Below are 18,354 nucleotides of genomic sequence, written 5' to 3'. Positions count from 1 at the left end.
GATGGGTTATAAGGACATGAGTACGCCGAGGTTAAGTACCCGTTGTATCGGATACCTCAATCCCGATCCGCCCATTTCCGGATCCCATAGTTTAAAAGAACTGATGTTAAACAGGTTGGTCCCGCTGACATAGATCCTGAATCTGTCAATTTTGTACTTACGTGTAAAATCCTGGTTCAAAGTGTAAGCGATCTCCGCTTGTTTCAGCCGAAGAAATGCACCGTTACGCATCCAATGGGTACTGTTTACCGTATTGTTGGAAAGCGGGTTTTGGCTTAACCTCGGCCATAAGGCATAGACATCGCGGTTATCCTCAGACCAATGGCTGTCTGCCCAGGGCTGTAAAAGTGCATTTGGATGAGTTATACTTCCGAAGGGAGCAGACCCGCTGTTATTGGCATCCCCGGTCGTGGGATTAATAAACAGGGAGGTCCGTGCCGCGCCGGTGAAAAAGAAAGAAACTTCAAGGTTTTTATAACCGGAAGTAAGCCCGAAACCGTAGTTGATCTCCGGGACGGTCGGGTAACCGATAGGTACAACGTCGTTATCATCGACAACGCCATCACCATTGACATCCAGGTACTTGATGTCCCCGCCCATGACCATACCGGCAAAGGATTGTCTCGGACTGTTAAAAACTTCTTCATCGTCTATAAACAGGCGTTCTGCGATATAACCATGACGTTGGTTGGCATCCTGGCCGATAAGACTGAGGTAATCATACTCGTAGTTGGGTTCTTCATAAGCCAGGTATTCACCGCGGGCAAAAGTAAATGTCCCCCGGCCCTGGAGCCATAGATTCTCATTGATACTGTGATTGTATACCAGCTCACCGTCAAACCCGTAACTCTTGTATTTACCTATATTAGCCCGTACTTCTGTTGCGAGGCCCATGATGGATGGTAAATGTTCACGCTCTTGTACAATTTTGCTTCGTATCTGCCGGAAAATATCCCCGGTAAAGGTAAGTTTACCGTTGAAGAAGCCCAGGTCTATCCCCAGGTTGGTCTGTCTGGAAACTTCCCAGGTTACATAAGGGTTGGCATAGCGGTTGACCTTTATACCATTTCTTTTATAGTTTTCGTCTCCCTGGCCTATTCCGAAGACGTGGTTCCGGCCTCCTTCGTTCAGGCTCATGTCAGAGAGGTAAAAAAACCGGATGTCACTGATGTTATCATTCCCCACCAAACCATGCGTCAGTCGCAGTCGGGCCGTACTGATGACATCCTTGAGGGGGTCCATAAACGATTCGTTATGTATGGTCCATGCTATACCGGCGGACGGGAAGAAGCCCCAGCGGTGATTTCTGGCAAATACTTCGGAACCGTTGTAACCAAAGGTAAACTGTGCATGGTATCTTTCATCGAAAGCATAAGTGAAATTCCCGGAAAAACTAACATTTCTGTACGGTAGGGTATTGAGTACGGAGCCTCCCTGGTCGCGCGGGAGTTCTACGCTGCTCCGGAGAGTATTAATAAACATACCGGTCACCTTGTGCTTTTCATTGAACGTACGGTCATAGTGGAGTGCGTTTTGCATGTAGAAAGTGGATTCCTGTCCCCTTCCGTCATCCCTGTAATCCAGGTGTTCTGTTCCGTCAAGCGGGTTGAGATTGAGAAATGAGTATTTCCCGGTGGCCGGATCTGTACTTGTAGGCATGTAGTAGAAAGGGTTGTACTGTCTGCGGTAGCGCATAACGGCTTTGCGGGAAGTATTGGCCAGCCCTCGGAAACTAAGTCCTTCCACCCATTGTGAGAAATCCTGGCTGAGCTCTACCTGTACCTGCATTCTGCTATCTGTCCATTCGGAATATCCTCTTACAATTTCAGCGTAAGGATTCAGATAGAGGTTACCGCTGCCATCGTCAAAATTCCCGAACATCGGATGACCGATATAGGACTGTTGCGGTCCCGGTTCGTAAATAGGCTGGAACAATACGGGGTTGGCACGGAGCGCATTGCGGAACGATGAACTCCCCCCTTCGGGAGGACCGCTGTAGTTACGGGAACTAACGATAGCCCTTACCATAAGCTGGGTGGTAGGGGTGACGTTGATATTAATATTGCTCCTCAGGTTATACACCTTAAAATCCACATTGTTGTTGAAATTATTTATAGGGTTTACGCGGATCAGACCATTATCCTGTGTCAGGTTACCGCTCACCAGGTATGTAGCTACCTGTCCGCCTCCGCGTATGCTCAGGTTATAGTTTTGGGTATGAGTACCCGGCTTGGTTACTTCCCGAAGCCAGTCTACCGAAGGGTATCTTATGGGGTCGTCTCCGGCTAATGTTCTCGCTATTTTTTCTTCGGAATACAAGGTAAGGGCCAGCGGATCGCGGGTCAGGATGGCCTCATTATGCAGTTTCATAAAGGTTATCGGATCTGCTATTTCGGGCATTCGTGTAGGTGCAGAATAACGCTGTTCTGCGCGTACCGTGATCCGCGGACGTCCTTCAGTACCTAATTTGGTCGTGACCAGGATAACACCGTTGGCTCCCCGTGAACCGTATACAGCCGAGGAGGTAGCGTCTTTCAGAATCGTAAAGCTGGCAATATCATCGACGGGGATACGGGCCAGGTCATCAGCGGATACTTCCATATTATCGATTAAGATCAATGGCCTTTTATTCACCCCGAAGGTGCCCACCCCGCGAATGAAGAAATCCGCATTGTCCAGACCGGGTTCCCCGCTGCGCTGAAAGGATATCATACCGGCAACCCGCCCCTGCATGGCTCCTGTGAGGTTGCTCATGGGCATACGGAGTTCTTCGGGTTTAATGGAAGTGACGGCGCCAATAAGATCCGCTTTTTTCTTCTGCTGCCCGAAAGCGGTGACCACCACTTCATCGAGCTTGCCCGCATCTTCCTGCATGGTAAGGGATAAAGACTGACCATCGGTAACTTCCTTTTCAACAGTGGAAAAACCAACATAACTAAACACAAGCGTTGTCGGCGTTTTACTTATTTTCATGATAAATTCACCGTCAAAGTCTGTTGTGGTACCGTTTCGGGTCCCTTTCTCCACAACATTGACTCCTATCATGGGGATTCCTTGGGCGTCTACAACTGTTCCGCTTATGGTTCCTTCCTGTATGGTTTTGGTATAAAAAAATGTATTTTCGGAGTTAAAACCTTTACTGAAAGCATGATTTACAATCATGCAGAACAGTGTTAATATGATGGTATTTTTAGGTAAATCTTTACATGATTGTAAAAGATTACCTTCTCGTATTTTTTTCATGTGGTTTCATTTAATATTGCCGGCCTTCCGTACGATGGGATTTGCAAAGCCCCGTACAGACGCATATTCCTGCCGTTTTGGTTAGTATATGGGTTCGGACTCCTCCAATTCCGGGCACCGGACAACTCTTACCGGTGGGATCGGTCTAACCGCCGGAATATCAGAGAAGGTCCGGATGGTTGCATATATTTAGAGTGTCAAAAGATTGGAACTTCTGAGTTGAACCCTTGAAAACAGTTGTCTTTTCCCGATTGAATCCATAATTTGCCGGAATTGTGCGGGGGTATAAAAAACCGGTTACCGGACCTTAGTCTTCCACAACACTTTGTATCCATTTGAAACTCTCCGGAACCATTTCGAACTCTCCATTCTGGAAATTGAGTTTTACGAGGGCCGTTTTCCTGGGATGTACTGCCTGGGTGGAAGCATGGGTGTGAAGCACATAAAATGTTTCCCCGTTTTCATCTTTTACGATATCCCCGTGCCCCGACCCCGGTTCGCCGGTATTATGAGCGGAAATAATGGGATTGTCCAGCGATTTCTCCCAGGGACCGAGAGGAGAATCGCTGACCGCGTATCCTACGGCATAATCAGGGTTTCGGAAATCGTTAGCGGAGTATAGTAAGTAATACACTCCGTCTTTTTTAACCACAGTGGGGCCTTCGGCTACAGACCATCCGGCGTTTTCGGTATTTTCCCAATCTTCCTCTGCATAGATACATTCCTGCAGGGTTTCGGGTTTTATGGCTGTGAGGTCTTCGGTCATTTCGGCCACGAAGATCCGGTTACCGTTCTGTAGCCGTACGTGGTACATATACGCTTTTCCGTTATCAAAGAAAATAAAGGGATCTATCTGTTTTACCGGGGCATCTATAGCTGTGCCGTCGTTGGTGAAAGGTCCCAGCGGACTGTCTGCTGTGGCAATGGCAATGTGTTCATCGGCTGTATAGGCCATGTAGTATTTGGAATTGTAGTGGAAGAGCTGGGGAGCCCAGAACCCGCCGTTGCCAAACGCATCTCCTTTTTTCATGGCAAAACCGTCCGTAGCTCCTGCCGGGCCTTCCCAGTGAACCAGGTCGTCCGAGGTATAGACCAGGAAACCTTCGCCCTGGATATCCGGGTCATTTTTGGTTCCGTACAGGTAGTAGGTTCCATTATCTTCAAAAATGGTGGGATCGGCCAGGTAGATCTGCCGGGTTACTATTTCTTCCTCTTCTTTAGGCGTACCGCCGTTGAAGTATTCGTCACAGGCATTCAGTAATAATGCCATTACGGGAAACAGGTAAAAAAAATTCATTTTCATAATTTATTGGTTTTTGGTGGTTTGTTAAAATGTATACAACCGTGGTTGTTTTTGGTCTTTGCTATTCACACAATCGGTTGCGTAAACAGGGAATAAAAAAATGATAGATCATAAAGGTGTTTTTATTGTTGATATTCGGGTTTAGTTATTAATTCAGTTCTCAGCAGGTATGGTTAAACGTTCATTTTCAGGTACAGGCCTTCCCAGGTTTGGTGTGCCATCGGCGTTCCACTGTATTTTTTGCATCCTGGGGGAGCGTTTCTTTCCGCAGCCTTCCCCGGGATTGGAATTGGCGTGGTACAATATCCAGTCTTCCGTACCGTCGGGCGATTTGAAAAAGGAATTATGCCCGGGCGCATAAACGCCGTTGGCTTGGGACCTGCTGAAAATAGGTTCAGGGTGTTTGGTCCAGGAGGCCGGGTTCAGAATATCTTCGCCTTCCAGTTTCAACAGTCCCAGGGCGTAGTAGTCGGTCCAGCATCCGCTTGCGGAGAAAACGATAAATACATTACCCTCGTGTTCCAGGTATTGGGGGCCTTCGTTAACATTTACATGTGGCGGGTTCTTCGCGTCCTGCAGGTCACCTTGTTTTTCCCAGGCATAGGAAGGCTCCGCTATCAACACCCGTTGCTTATCGATAGTCCAGGGGTTTTTCATCCTGGCGATATAAATGTTTTGCTGATGATTGGTAAGGCCTTCCCAGCCGGACCAGATCATGTAAAGTTTGTCTTTGTAAGTAAAAACATTACCGTCAATGGCCCAACGGTCGGGCCATGCCGCTATTTTGCCTTTAAATTCCCATGTTCCCTTAAAAGGGTTTTCGGAAGTGTTTTCCAGGACGTACATCCGGTGATTGTTATTGTCCCCGTCGTCAGCGGCAAAATATACATACCACTTGCCGTCTATGATATGAAATTCTGGAGCCCAGATATTTTTGGAATAGGGAGTACCCTCCGGGGGAGTCCAGATCAGTTTACTTTCTGCATTTTTAAGATCGGCCAGGTTTTTGGTTTTCCAAAGCATGAGTTTGTTTCCCGTGGTGTGGGTATAGTAGTAATACCCGTTGTGATAGGTACTGTACGGATCTGCCCCCGAAGGCAGCAGGGGATTGGTAAACGTTTTTTGCTGCCCGAAGAGGAGACCGCCATACATAAGCAATATTACAAGCGTAATTTTCTTTTTCATCTATTTATTTTTATTGTTCTTCCAGAACCAGGTGCCGATTTATATCTCTCGGGCTTACCCCGAGTTAGTTAATTTTTTATTTTTTTTCTATTCCGAATTTTTTGACCAGCAGATCGTACTCCTTTCGGGAGATAGTTATCATACAGCCGTGCCTCACTTTGGCCGGGAGGGCATATTTATCCCAGTCGTTGAAAAAAGTATACCCGGAAGCCTGGTACCAGGGCCCGTTGAGGTTATCTGCTATGGAGAGACCATAAGATACTCCGGGGTACTGTTCATAATAGAGATACCATATTTTTCCGTCCGGGGAAGGGATCAGGGCAGGGGCTTCCCTGAAATTGGGGCTAATGGGATCTTGCGGTAAGGAATAAGGCCCAAACAGGGAGGCGGAACGGGCGATACGAATGGTTTTTCCCGTAGGCCAGTATAATGTAGGGTAGGTCTCATCCTTTAAAATGGCATAGTAGGCACCTTTCACTTTCCGGATGATAACGTCGATCGTACCGAATTCCCATTCGAACAGTTTCCGCGGAGGTCCCTCGAAAGTGACCAGGTCGTCGGAGAGCACATAAAGTGTTCTCTGGCTTGCCCAGTAGCGTTCCGGGTCTTCTTTGGTGCCTTCTTTATGCGGGGTGTGCCATGTCATCATAAACTTCCCGGAGTCCCGGTCATAAAACAGTTTCGGGGCACCGATCCTCTGAAGTGCGTCGGGATAACCGGGAACAGAGCTGAGGTCGGGAGTATATACGGCATGTTTCTTCCAGCTTACCAGGTCTTTCGAAACCCATATATTGATGTCTGGAGAGGAATCGCTGGTATTCCCGGCAATAAAGTAACGTCCGTCGGGGCCTTTGACGATATCCGGGTGTCCATGGTAACCGTCAAAGACCCTTTCTCCCTGGTTCAGGGCATACCAGTGAAGTCCGTCCAGACTCACCGTATAATACAGGCGGCCGTAATCTTCGTGTGTCATATGCGCGAAGAGATAGGCTTCGTTAGCGGCTTTTTCTCCTTCGATAACCTGTCCCGGCGGATCGGGTTGCTGGGCGTTACAGATATAAAAAAGAAATAAGGCCGGTAAAAGATATACTGTGCGAACGGTTGGTCTCATGGTTTTGTTTATCGGGCGTTAGCTTCTGTCGTCAGCCTGGATATGAGTTCGGTTTCTGCTTCTTTGTATGGTCTTCCGTCCGTGTGAAAAACCTCGTGGAACCAGAGTTCCGGTTCGGCGGTGTACTGTTTTGTCCAGCTGTCCCACGGGTATTTGGTCTGTGATTTTCCGTCTACAAGTCCCCAGTTATACATCCCCACATTGTACTTCAGTGCAATAGGAAGGAAGCCTTGAAAGGTACTGCCGTTTGGTCTGGCCATATATTCGGTACACAACATGGGCCGACCGTATCGCTGTAATTGTTTTATTTTTTCCTCCAGGTCCTCCGGATGGTCATAATTGTGAAAAGATATGACATCCGATTGTTCTACCTGCAGTTTATGCATCGGTTTCATTTGGTTGTGGGAATCCCAGTCTCCTGTCCATACTCCGGAAGTAAGCGGCTGGCTCGGGTTGGCTTCCCGTGCCCAGGCAAATACTTTTTCCAACAGGGGCAGAACGAGATCAACCTTATCGGGAATTTCCACTTTTTCGTAGGAAGCCCCGGTCATGTTATCCGGCTCATTCCATACATCCCATCCCAGTATACGCTTATCGTCCTTAAATCTGCCTACGGTCTCTTTTACGTAGTTTTCCAGCCTCCCGTACTCGCTGCTGTCCTGCAGGACTTTCTGTCCCGGGCTTTGTACCCATCCGGAGTTGTGTACGTGTGGTTTGGGCTCCCGCTGTTTCCCGGTTTCGGGGAAAGGGTCCCAGCAGGAATCGAACAAAACAAACAGGGTGCGGATATGGTGTTTGTCGGCGATACCGAGATACTCGTCTATCCGCTCATAAAACCCTTCTTTGTCCTGCTTGTGAAGCAGGTCGTGAAGGTATACGCGCATGGTATTCATTCCTATGGATTCCGCCCATCCGAGTTCCCTGTCTATGGTTTCCGGGTCGAAGGTATCTTCCTGCCACATTTCAAGCTGGTTGATGGAGGTACTGGGATTAAAATTAGCCCCTACAAGCCAGGGTTGTTCCGCATACCATTGATTGGCCTTTTCCTTACTCCAGATGGAACGTGCGATAATTTCGGTTTTTGTTTCGACTTTTTCTGATGTTTCGGTTTTATTCTCCTTTTCTTTACAGCTCACCAGGATGAGGATGAGCATGACATACAGTTTCCAGTTCAAAATTTTCTTCATTTGATAATAGTATAAATGCCCTGATCATTTTTCGGACAGATTAATTCAATACATACCCGGGATTTTACTCACCAAGTGAGATTTAAATGCTCCGACGCCTGCCTACCGCAAGGCAGGCTTGTGTCGAAAAGTAATCTATGGTTTCCGCCTCATGCCACTTGTCCCGGGGTAATTGGCTTTCGGTTAGGAGTGTTTTCAATTTTTTCCCTTTTCCCGGGGGTTTCTTAGTTTTCGTAACAAATTGTTCCGGTGTTGCCGGTCATCGTGTTATTCCATTGACCAAAGTTTGTGACCAGATGCGGTTTGTTTATACTGATGGCACACCCCTGGCTGTTCGTAATCATGTTATCATATACCTGGCACCCGTCATTCGGCTGGTTTAAGTTGTTCTGGAACCGGATGGCGTGGCCGAATGTCTGGTCTATCGTACAGTTTCGTATGTTAGCACCATTGGCCTGATCAATGCCTATACCACCAACACCCCGCTGCTGATTATTGTTTCTGTAGATCCATACGTTATCTACAATACAATTATGAGAGCCGCCGTCTATGGTAATTCCTTCTCCCCCGTTTTCATAGGTCTGGGAATTTTTTATCGTATTGTCCGAACTTGCCCATTGTGAAATACCTACAATACCGTTGTAATATGCTTTAACGCCTTCTATGTGAAGCATATGAGCCTCGTGTATTAAAATGCCGGAATGATCACTGTTTCTAAAGTGGCTATTATAGATACTGGTCTGATTGCCAAATACACGCATATTGGGTTCAGGTAAATTCCCCCCATCGATATAGATCCAATCGATGACGGTATTTAAAACCCCGGGGTCAACATCCAGAAGCGATACTCCCTGCCCGGTTTTACGTAAATAATTTGTGGGATCAGTACCGTTGTTGGCACCCCTGATGGTCAATCCGCTTTTATTGACATGGACCGTACCGCTAAAATAGTGATTACCTGCATGAATAAAGATAATATCACCTGAAGATGATTGATCGACCAAACTTTGCAGATCAGCCGTTTCATCCGGCCCCTCCTGAGCGTGCAGATACCATGTAACGCCCCGGGAGGCAGTAGAGTTACCCTTTTGATAAATTACAGCTTCTGCGGCATTGGTGCCGTCGTAAGTTTCGTTATCTATACCTGTTGCATCATCGGTTTGAGAACAGGCAGAAAATAGTGCACAGAGTACAATAGACTTTAGTAAGGTTTTTAGTTCTTTCATGGTTGATAAAATTTATTTAATAGCCGGAATTTTGCTCCAGATTTGGATTGTTTTCCACTTCTACCTGGGGTATGGGCAGGCGGATGTCTCTCCCTATATCAAAATTCCCGAAGTCGGGATCCCTTTCGGCAATTTCGTCTACCGATGCCTGGTCGTCCAGGTCGCCCCACCTTTTAAGGTCCTCCCAGCGTACACTTTCACCGCAGAGCTCCAGGACACGTTCGGTCTTCAGCCGGTTAAGGAAAGCTTCCCGGTTATTGCCTATAGCAGGATAAGCTTCCGCCAGGGGAGGCATATCAGCCCTGTTCCGTACCATATCCACATACTGGTAGGCATCGGAAGTCATACCCAGTTCGTTGAGTACTTCAGCGTAACGGAGCAGTATATCGGCATAACGGATCAGGCGGTAATTAACTTCTGAGAAATAATCTTCGTTTTCCCGGTAATAATCTCTCTGGTATTTGCGGAACCAGGCTTCGTCTTCATCCCATTCCCAGTCCTTTCCGTAAACCTTATCTCCGAAGTCGTCAAAAAGTCCGGGATAAAACAGGGTGTACCGCAATCTTTCGTCGATATCCCCATGTATGTTTTTTTCCTGTTTGAAGGCGTCTACGAGCCAGAATCGTGCCTGCCCGTCCGACCAGCCTATACCTCTCGGAGCAAAAAACTGCGCCCTGGTGGTAGAAACCGAAGCATCGGCACCTTCCCCGCTACCGCCTTTTCGCTGATCGCCGTACTGGATCTCAAAAACGGATTCGCCGTTGTTTTCATTGAGGTGTGTGAAATTATCCTCGTAATTGTCTGCCAGGCTGTATATGGCACCTTCGCCTGTAACCAGGTATTCCAGGGCGGTTTTAGCTTCTTCCCAGCGATGTTGTTGCATGTACAGTTTGCCCAGCATGGCTTTTACCGCACCTTTGGTAGGCCGTCCCGTTTGATCGGCATCCCAGGTAGGGGGCAGGGCAGCAAAGGCTTCATTCAGGTCTTTTTCTACCTGGGCAAATACTTCTTCTTTGGTGTTTTGTGCCGGCAGGTCGCCGGGTTCGGAAGGTTCCAGTACCAGGGGAGCGTTTTCCCATAGCACCCCGATATAGTAATAATGCAGAGCCCTGAAGAATTTGGCTTCTGCGAGGATCTGTTCTTTCCGGTCGGCATTTGAGAATTCAATGTCCGGAACATTGGCCAGTACCTGGTTGGCCCGGAAAATGGCTTTGTAGGAATCGCGCCAGGTCACGGAATTCCCTTCCCAGAAGTTGTAATTGATGTAGCTGAACCGCGTCCAGTCCGCCAGTTCTACCCAGGGGCTTTTGCTAAAACCTTCGTCGGAAGTAAGATCGAGACGGAAATAGATCCACCTTGCCCACAGCCCGTCTTTGTAAAACATGGCGTAAATGGAGTTCACCCCTTTTTCGGCATCATCCGGAGTGGTCCAGTACTGGTCTGTAGTAAGCGCATTGGGGTTTTGCAGGTCCAGTTCGTCTTTGCTGCATGAAACCGCTGCCAGGAGCGAACATAATATCGTAATTAATATTGCTGTTTTTTTCATTGCGATCGTTTTTTGTTTAGAAACCAAATTCCACACCTAATGAATACGTACGGACATTAGGGAAAGCGCCGAGATCCACACCTCTCTGGAAGATGTCGTTATTACTGAATTCAGGATCAAGGCCGTCATAACCGGTTATGGTGATGATATTTTGAGCGGAAAGGCTTATTCTTACCCGGTCAAAACCTATTTTCGTGAGTACATCTTCGGGGACGTTGTAGCCCAGACCGATGTATTTTAGCCTTACAAAGCTGCCGTCTTCGAGCCAGCGGTCACTGTCCGAACGGGCGCTGAGCGAAGTTCCTTTCACTACCCTGGGAAAACTGGTATCCGGGTTTTCCGGTGTCCAGGGCCGTATGCCCGCGCGGTAGTTGCTATCATCGTCAAAACGGTCTACAATACTGTGATAGCCATTATAGACCGTAGCTCCGAAAGAGCCGATCCAGTTCATCGAAAAATCGAAGTTCTTGTATTTTGCTCCTGCATTGAAGCCCATTCCAAAGTCGGGCCAGGGACTTCCCACCACACTTTTGTCTTCGTTGGTGATCTGTCCGTCATCATTGAGGTCTACAAAACGGATATCCCCGGGCAGCGCATCCGGCATGATGACTTTGCCCTGCGAATTGGTATAGTTGCTGATCTCTTCGGTATTCTGGAACAAACCGTCTGTTTGCAGTACATACCACATACCTACGGGTTCGCCCGAACGGGTTATGGTATTACCCTGTATGCTTTCGTTCAGGCCGTTCCCCAGCGAGATCAGTTCGTTGCTAAGGGTACTGAAGTTTACGGAAGCATTAAAGCTGAAATCGTCATTGACCACATGATTGTATGCTGCATTGAATTCAAACCCCTTGTTCTCTACGGTAGCTGCATTGGAAATAGGATTTTCACCGTCGTTACCCGTGGAAAGCAGGATGGGGAACCCGTAAAGGACGTCTTCGGTGCGGGCGATAAAATAATCTGCCGTCAACTGCAGCCTGTTATCGAACAATCCCATATCGATACCGAAATTGGTTTGTTTGAGGGTTTCCCAGCGCAATTGCGAATTGGCCAGCCGTACCTGGGTTGCCGAAGGATAGAGCACCTGGCCGTTACCCAGAACAATGGCCCCGAAAGTATTGATAAAGCCCATGTATTCGTAGTTACCTATGTTTCCGCTACCGAGTTCGCCATAGCTGGCCCGCAGTTTCAGGTCGCTTATTTTTTCCGAGTTGAAAAAACCTTCGTTGCTGACCCTCCATCCCAGGGAGACAGAGGGAAAGTTAGACCATTTGTTCTCATCGCTGAACTTGGAAGAGCCGTCACGTCTCAGAACGGCATTGAGGAGGTAACGGTCGTCGTAGTTGTATTCCAGCCTTCCGAGGTAGGATACCAGGGTAGACTCATTGCGGAAACCGCCCACTATACCCTGATCGCCCAAGTCAAGGACGTCAAAATATTCTCCTGTATTGGGGTTTACCAACAGGTTTCTCTTGGTGCCGTTTATTTGTTCGTATTTATCTTTCTGGTAGGTGGTCCCTACAACCAGACTGATATCATGTTTGCCGAACTGCTGGTCGAAAGTAATGGTATTTTCAATAATCCGGGTTTCGGATTGCGCTTTGTTCTGGTTGGTGAAAGAAGCTTCGTAAGGCTGGTTTAAGGTCCAGTTTCCTTCGCGTCTCAGGTGGAGATAATCGTCGAAGCTGGTTTCGTAACCGAAATTGAAGCGATATTTAAGAAAAGGAAAAGGATCAATCTCCGCCCAGATATTTCCCCGTATCCTGAAATTCTCAACTTCCCTGTCAATCAGGTTTGCTATGGCCACCGGGTTTGCCGCAAAGGTATTGGCCACACCCGATTTTCCGTATCCGTAACCCCCGGGGTTTTCATCGTCGTAAACCGGGATGGTGGGGAACAGGCGAACCACGTCGATAAAAGGGTTACCTCTTAAGGTTTCGGGGCCCCCGATCTCATTGGTTTTGGAATTGGACAAGGCGAGGTTTTCGCCGACGCTGAAAATCCCTTTTTTACCGCTGGTATTTACCCGGAAGGAAACCCGGTCGAAATCCGTTGAGACTACGGTACCCTTATTTCCGAAGTAGTTTCCGGAAATAAAGTACGTGGAATTTTCCCCGCCCCCGGAGAAACTGACGTTCTGGTCCTGTATAAGTCCTGTACGGAAAACTTCTTCCTGCCAGTCGGTATTTACGCTCATGTCGAGGTTTTGCCTCGGCAGCCCGGCATTGTCATAGGCCATATTGTTGAGCCTGGCAAATTCTTCCTGCCCTGCAAGATCGTAGGTAGGTACCTGTGTGAGGCTCATTTTAGAGCTGACACTTACCTTGAGGGGTCCGCTGATTCCTTTTTTGGTAGTAATAATAACCACCCCGTTTGCTGCTCTTGATCCGTATATTGCCGCTGCAGCGGCATCTTTCAGTATCTGGACGGATTCGACATCATTAGGGTTAAAATCGCGATTGGCCGTAGTGATTAATCCGTCGATAACGTAAAGCGGGTTGGCACTTTGCAGGTTTTTAAGTCCCCTGATCTCAATTCTTGCCTCCTGGCCGGGCTGACCGCCACCACGTACATTCACTCCCGGCGCCAGTCCCTGGAGGCTTTCGGCTATGGTTGTCGTTTGTCGCTTCTGGATGTCTTCGGACTGTACAATGGAGATAGCGCTGGTAAGGTCTTTTTTCCGCTGGGTACCGTAGCCTACAACAACAACTTCGTCAAGTGCCGCGACATCTTCTTCCAATTGTATATTTAAGGTAGTCTGATCGTTTACCGGGACTTCCCGTTTCTTGAATCCAATATAAGATACTACCAGTATGGCATCCGGGGCAACGGCAATGGTGAAATTACCATCAAAGTCCGCCGATGTCCCCGTACTTGTTCCTTTAACCAGGATATTGGCAAACGGAATGGGTTCTCCGTCTGCAGAGGTCACACTTCCCGAAACTTCCACGGTACCCTGGGCGAGTATGTGCTGTGAAAGCAATAATACAGGGAGTAATAACAGGTATCTAAACCCGGAAAGCTGTGTTAGATTAGTTTTCATCTGTTCATATTTATTGTTGTTCAGCAGTCGGATGGAATGTCCTAATGATCATTTTCGGTTGGTATCCGGAAAATTGGGATTACGGGCATTTTATAGAGTTTCATTTTGATCCCGATAACCATCGGGATTGGGTTTTGGTTTTGGTGAAACAATTTGTAGAATCAATTCCCTGGTCTATATATTTTTGAACCGGGAAGGGATTTTTAACATTATTATTTAATTAAAAATAAGATACCTTTTATGATTATTATTAAAAAATAACACCTGATTTTTGTTAAATTAACTTTTCCAAAGTAGATTATTTTATTTTGAATATCTATTGGAGAGTTGTTTCAATTTTTCCTCAAAAAAGATCAATTTTCTGATAATTCCCGGAAATCATGTATTTTGGGATGATTTGAAGAAAGATGAGATGATTTGTATAGGTGTGTTTCCTGTGAAATGAATTGATTTGTAGAGTTATGAGGATATTTTACCTGTTTTTAATATGTTGCTTTCTCACGGTTGATTTGGGGGCCCAGACGTATGCTTTTAATAAACTAAAGGTAGAGGAGGGGCTTTCTCATAATTCGGTGATCTGTATGCTACAGGACCGGCGTGGATTTTTGTGGTTCGGCACCAAAGACGGGTTGAACCGTTATGACGGGTATAACTTCAAATTATTTCAGCATCAACCGGGTGATGATAAGAGCATAGGCAGCAATTTTATACGGTGCCTGCACGAATATGATAATTACATTTGGGTTGGCACGGATACGGGATTGTTTCGTTATGACGAGAAGACCGAATCGTTTACATTGATTGAAAGTACCAAAAACCAGCCCATACTGGATATCGAAGGAGATGTAAACGGAAACCTCTGGTTTATTGTGGCCGGTAACCTGTATAAACTTGATATGGCTACCGGAGAGGAAGAGAAGTTTAACCGTTTTCACGCTTCGTTTGTTACGTGTAATACATCCGGAGAAGTATTTGTTTCTTCTTCGGAGGAGTTGTACCGCTTTATTCCGGATAATAATTCGTTCCGGTTAATCGACCTGGCCGGTTCGGACGGAACAGGGGAGGAACTGATGATCACCGCACTTTCCTCCGGGGGAAGAGATTCCCTGTGGATAGGTACAAAGAACCGGGGTGCTTTTCTTTACAAGGAATCGCAAAAAAGGTTGGTACGCCTGCTGAAAGAGAGTGAGAACCCCTTATTTGTAAGGGATTTTCTGAAAAAAGGGGACCGGGAATTATGGATTGCCAGCGAATCTGGGATTTATATTTACAATCTTCGCGATCATACTTATCAGAATCTTATAAAAAATTATAACAACCCTTATTCTCTATCGGACAATGCCATATATGCACTGGTACAGGACAGGGAAGAGGGGATCTGGATAGGGACGTATTTCGGCGGGATCAATTACTATCCCAAACAATACACTCCCATGCTACGCTATTTTCCCAAAGTCGGTGAAAATTCTATAAGCGGTAATGCGGTCAGAGAGATCAAAAAAGACCGTTTCGGGCATCTGTGGATAGGTACCGAAGATGCCGGGCTCAATCGTTTTGACCCGGAAACCGGGAAATTTATCAATTATTCTTCCGTAGGAAAAAAAGGCCCGCTGTCCAATTATAATATTCACGGACTATTGCCTATAGAGGATAAACTCTGGATAGGAACTTTTGAACACGGGCTGGATATCATGGATATACGGTCCGGAAAGGTCACCGAACATTTTGGTTCCGGGCAGGATGAAGGACAACTGCGGAGCGACTTTATATTTTTTATTTATCAAAGCAGGAATAAGGATATTTATGTACTTACCTCTTCCGGTATTCACCGGTACCTTCCGGAAAAGGATTCGTTCGAGGTTTTACAGGGGTTCCCGGAAGTGTATCACTATACCTGTTTTATCGAGGATCATAACGGGGTACTCTGGGCAGGGACTTACTGGGACGGGCTGTTTTACTTTGACCCGAAGACAAAGAACAAGGGATTTTACGGTTATGATCCGGGTAATCCCAATAGTCTGAGTTCTAATGTAGTCAACGGGATTTTTGAAGATTCCGAAAACCGTCTGTGGGTGACCACCGAAAACGGACTTAACCTTTTACGTGAAGAAACAAACGATTTTCGCCGGTTTACCAAAAAAGAAGGTTTTCCTACCAATGTTGTCTATTCCATTCTCGAGGATGAAAATAAAAAACTTTGGATAAGTACTTCCAACGGTCTTGTGGAATTTACCCCGGAAACAGAAAAGCTAAAGATATACACCAAGTCCAATGGTTTGCTGAGCGATCAGTTTAACTACAGTTCCGCTTTTAAAGATGAGAACGGGGAGATGTATTTCGGAGGGGTCAATGGTATGATCCGTTTTAACCCGGATACCTTTCTTCCGGACAATTCACATCCGCCGGTGTATATTACCAATATCCGTATAAATAATAAAGAGGTACGGGTGGGAGAAGAAGGTTCCCCGCTGGAAAAATCGATTACATATTCCGGTCATATTACCCTCAATAACAAGCAATCTACCTTTAGCCTGGAGTTTGCTTCCCTGAGTTATACCGCTCCGGAAATGACCCGGTACTGGTATAAGCTCGAAGGGTTGAATGACGACTGGATTGCACTGGACAAAAACCACGAAGTAAGTTTTACCGAACTGCCACCGGGCGATTACAAGTTTAAGGTGAAAGCCGTGAACAATCACGGGGTATGGGGGGAAGAGAACAATGTGCTGGAAATAAAAGTATTGCCTTCCTTCCTGGCCAGCAATACCGCATACGCCATTTACACCCTGATACTTTTACTTGCTTTCTATGCACTTTTGAGATATTACCACCAATATACAAAGAACAAGAACAACCGGAAGATCCTTCAGCTTGAGAACGAAAAAGAAAAGGAAATATACGAGGCTAAGATCGAATTTTTCACCAATATCGCCCACGAGATCCGTACCCCCCTGACACTTATTACCAGCCCGCTGGAAAAATTGCTGAAAGGAAAGTATAAATCCCCCGAAATACCCAAAAACCTGGGGATAATGGAAAAAAATACGTCCAGGCTGTTAAACCTTGTAAACGAGTTACTGGATTTCCGGAAAACGGAAATGAAACATGTAAAACTGAGTTTTGTAGAGGTAAATATCAGTGAAGTCCTGGAAGAAACCTATATCCGTTTCAGCCAGCTTATCCAGGAAAAAGACCTGCGGTTTGATCTGTTGAAAGACGATAATGACATCTATGCTTTTGTCGATGAAGGCGCGATAAAAAAAATACTCAGTAACCTGTTCTCCAATGCCATTAAATACTCGAAAAGCCGGGTTCGGGTAAATCTGAAACACAGTGAGACAGAATTCAGCATTGAAATAGAAAACGACGGTCCCGTAATACCAGCCCATTTGAAGAAGCGTATTTTCGAACCGTTTTTCCGGCTTCCTGGGGAGGCCGAAAATACCGGTACGGGCATAGGTCTTTCCCTGGCGCATTCCCTGGCCGGACTGCACAACGGAAGCCTTTATATTGACGAACAAAAACAATGGGTAAACGCGTTTATCCTCAAAATACCTGTCCACCAGGATGAGGAGTTTAAGACATTGGCGGCAGACCATGAGAAACCCGGAAATCAGGATGCGAAAGCACAGCAACCCAACCTGGACAGGCAGCTTCCCCTTATCCTGATAGCAGAAGACAATAAGGAACTGGCCGATTTTATTTACGGGGAACTGTCCGAAACCTACAATGTGCTCCTTGCGGGGAACGGAAGAGAAGCCTGGAAGATGATAACGGATTACGAAGTACAGCTGGTTATAAGTGACGTTATGATGCCTATATCGGATGGAGTGGAGTTGTGCCGGCTTATAAAAGGTAATACGGAAACCAGTCATATCCCGGTGATCCTGCTGACGGCCAAAAGTGCTTTGAATGCTAAAATAGAAGGGCTGGAATCCGGAGCCGATGCCTATATATCCAAACCTTTTTCGATGAATCATCTGCAGGTACAGATATCCAATTTGCTGAAAAACCGTAAAACCATACTCGGCCATTACTCAAGCTCACCCCTGGCCCATCTAAAGTCGCTGGTTACGTCTAATCTGGACAAGACCTTTATATCCAAACTCGACAAGGTCATAGATAAAAACCTCAAAGATCCCGATCTCAATATAGATCTGCTGGCGGAAAACATGCATATGAGCCGTTCCACCCTGTACCGGAAAATAAAGGAAGTCTCCAACCTGTCCCCTTATGAACTCATCAATATAAGCAGGCTCAAAAAAGCCGCCGAGTTATTGAAGACCACCGATATGAAAATCTATGAGATCTCGGAAAATGTGGGGTACAAATCCCAGACAAGTTTTGGCAGGAACTTCCAGAAACACTTCGGTATGACTCCTACGGAGTATGTACACCAGGGGTCAGACAAAAATAAGAAACAGGATTTTCTTCATTAGTTTATCTGTGTATCCCGATCGTAACCTGAAAAATAACGGTGACAGAAATATTACACGACATATTATCC

General features: G+C 46.5%; 9 protein-coding genes. 1 reads left to right on the top strand and 8 read right to left on the bottom strand.

Annotation, left to right across the window (positions count from 1 at the left end):
- Nucleotides 1–6: 6 nt before the first annotated feature.
- From ACVBDY_RS12185 to ACVBDY_RS12150, 8 genes are all read right to left on the bottom strand, one after another.
- The gene (locus tag ACVBDY_RS12185; RefSeq protein ID WP_447175760.1) at nt 7–3,243 is read right to left on the bottom strand and encodes a SusC/RagA family TonB-linked outer membrane protein; all 3,237 of its coding nucleotides are present in this window, start codon (nt 3,241–3,243) and stop codon (nt 7–9) included.
- 307 nt (nt 3,244–3,550) lie between these two features.
- Nucleotides 3,551–4,546: a glycoside hydrolase family 43 protein gene (locus tag ACVBDY_RS12180; protein WP_447175759.1), complete on the bottom strand. Its 996-nt coding sequence runs from the start codon at nt 4,544–4,546 to the stop codon at nt 3,551–3,553.
- Nucleotides 4,547–4,699: 153 nt separating this feature from the next.
- The gene (locus tag ACVBDY_RS12175) at nt 4,700–5,731 is read right to left on the bottom strand and encodes a glycoside hydrolase family 43 protein (protein WP_447175758.1); all 1,032 of its coding nucleotides are present in this window, start codon (nt 5,729–5,731) and stop codon (nt 4,700–4,702) included.
- A gap of 76 nt (nt 5,732–5,807) precedes the next feature.
- Complete coding sequence (locus ACVBDY_RS12170; RefSeq protein WP_447175757.1) at nt 5,808–6,842, bottom strand: glycoside hydrolase family 43 protein; 1,035 nt, start codon at nt 6,840–6,842, stop codon at nt 5,808–5,810.
- Nucleotides 6,843–6,850: 8 nt separating this feature from the next.
- Nucleotides 6,851–8,029, bottom strand: coding sequence for a glycoside hydrolase 5 family protein (locus ACVBDY_RS12165; protein WP_447175756.1), 1,179 nt, complete (start codon nt 8,027–8,029; stop codon nt 6,851–6,853).
- A gap of 224 nt (nt 8,030–8,253) precedes the next feature.
- Complete coding sequence (locus ACVBDY_RS12160; protein WP_447175755.1) at nt 8,254–9,255, bottom strand: right-handed parallel beta-helix repeat-containing protein; 1,002 nt, start codon at nt 9,253–9,255, stop codon at nt 8,254–8,256.
- Between the two features lie 16 nt (nt 9,256–9,271).
- A complete protein-coding gene (locus tag ACVBDY_RS12155; protein ID WP_447175754.1) occupies nt 9,272–10,801 on the bottom strand; it encodes a RagB/SusD family nutrient uptake outer membrane protein in 1,530 nt (509 codons plus the stop codon).
- A gap of 16 nt (nt 10,802–10,817) precedes the next feature.
- On the bottom strand, nt 10,818–13,847 hold the full coding sequence (locus ACVBDY_RS12150) for a SusC/RagA family TonB-linked outer membrane protein (RefSeq protein ID WP_447175753.1): 3,030 nt from the start codon (nt 13,845–13,847) through the stop codon (nt 10,818–10,820).
- 461 nt (nt 13,848–14,308) lie between these two features.
- Between ACVBDY_RS12150 and ACVBDY_RS12145 the strand changes: the two genes are divergently transcribed.
- A complete protein-coding gene (locus ACVBDY_RS12145; RefSeq protein ID WP_447175752.1) occupies nt 14,309–18,286 on the top strand; it encodes a two-component regulator propeller domain-containing protein in 3,978 nt (1,325 codons plus the stop codon).
- The last annotated feature ends 68 nt before the right edge of the window (nt 18,287–18,354 follow it).

This window comes from Sinomicrobium halophytocola (genome assembly GCF_052983395.1).
This window is presented reverse-complemented; position numbering and strand designations above follow the sequence as displayed.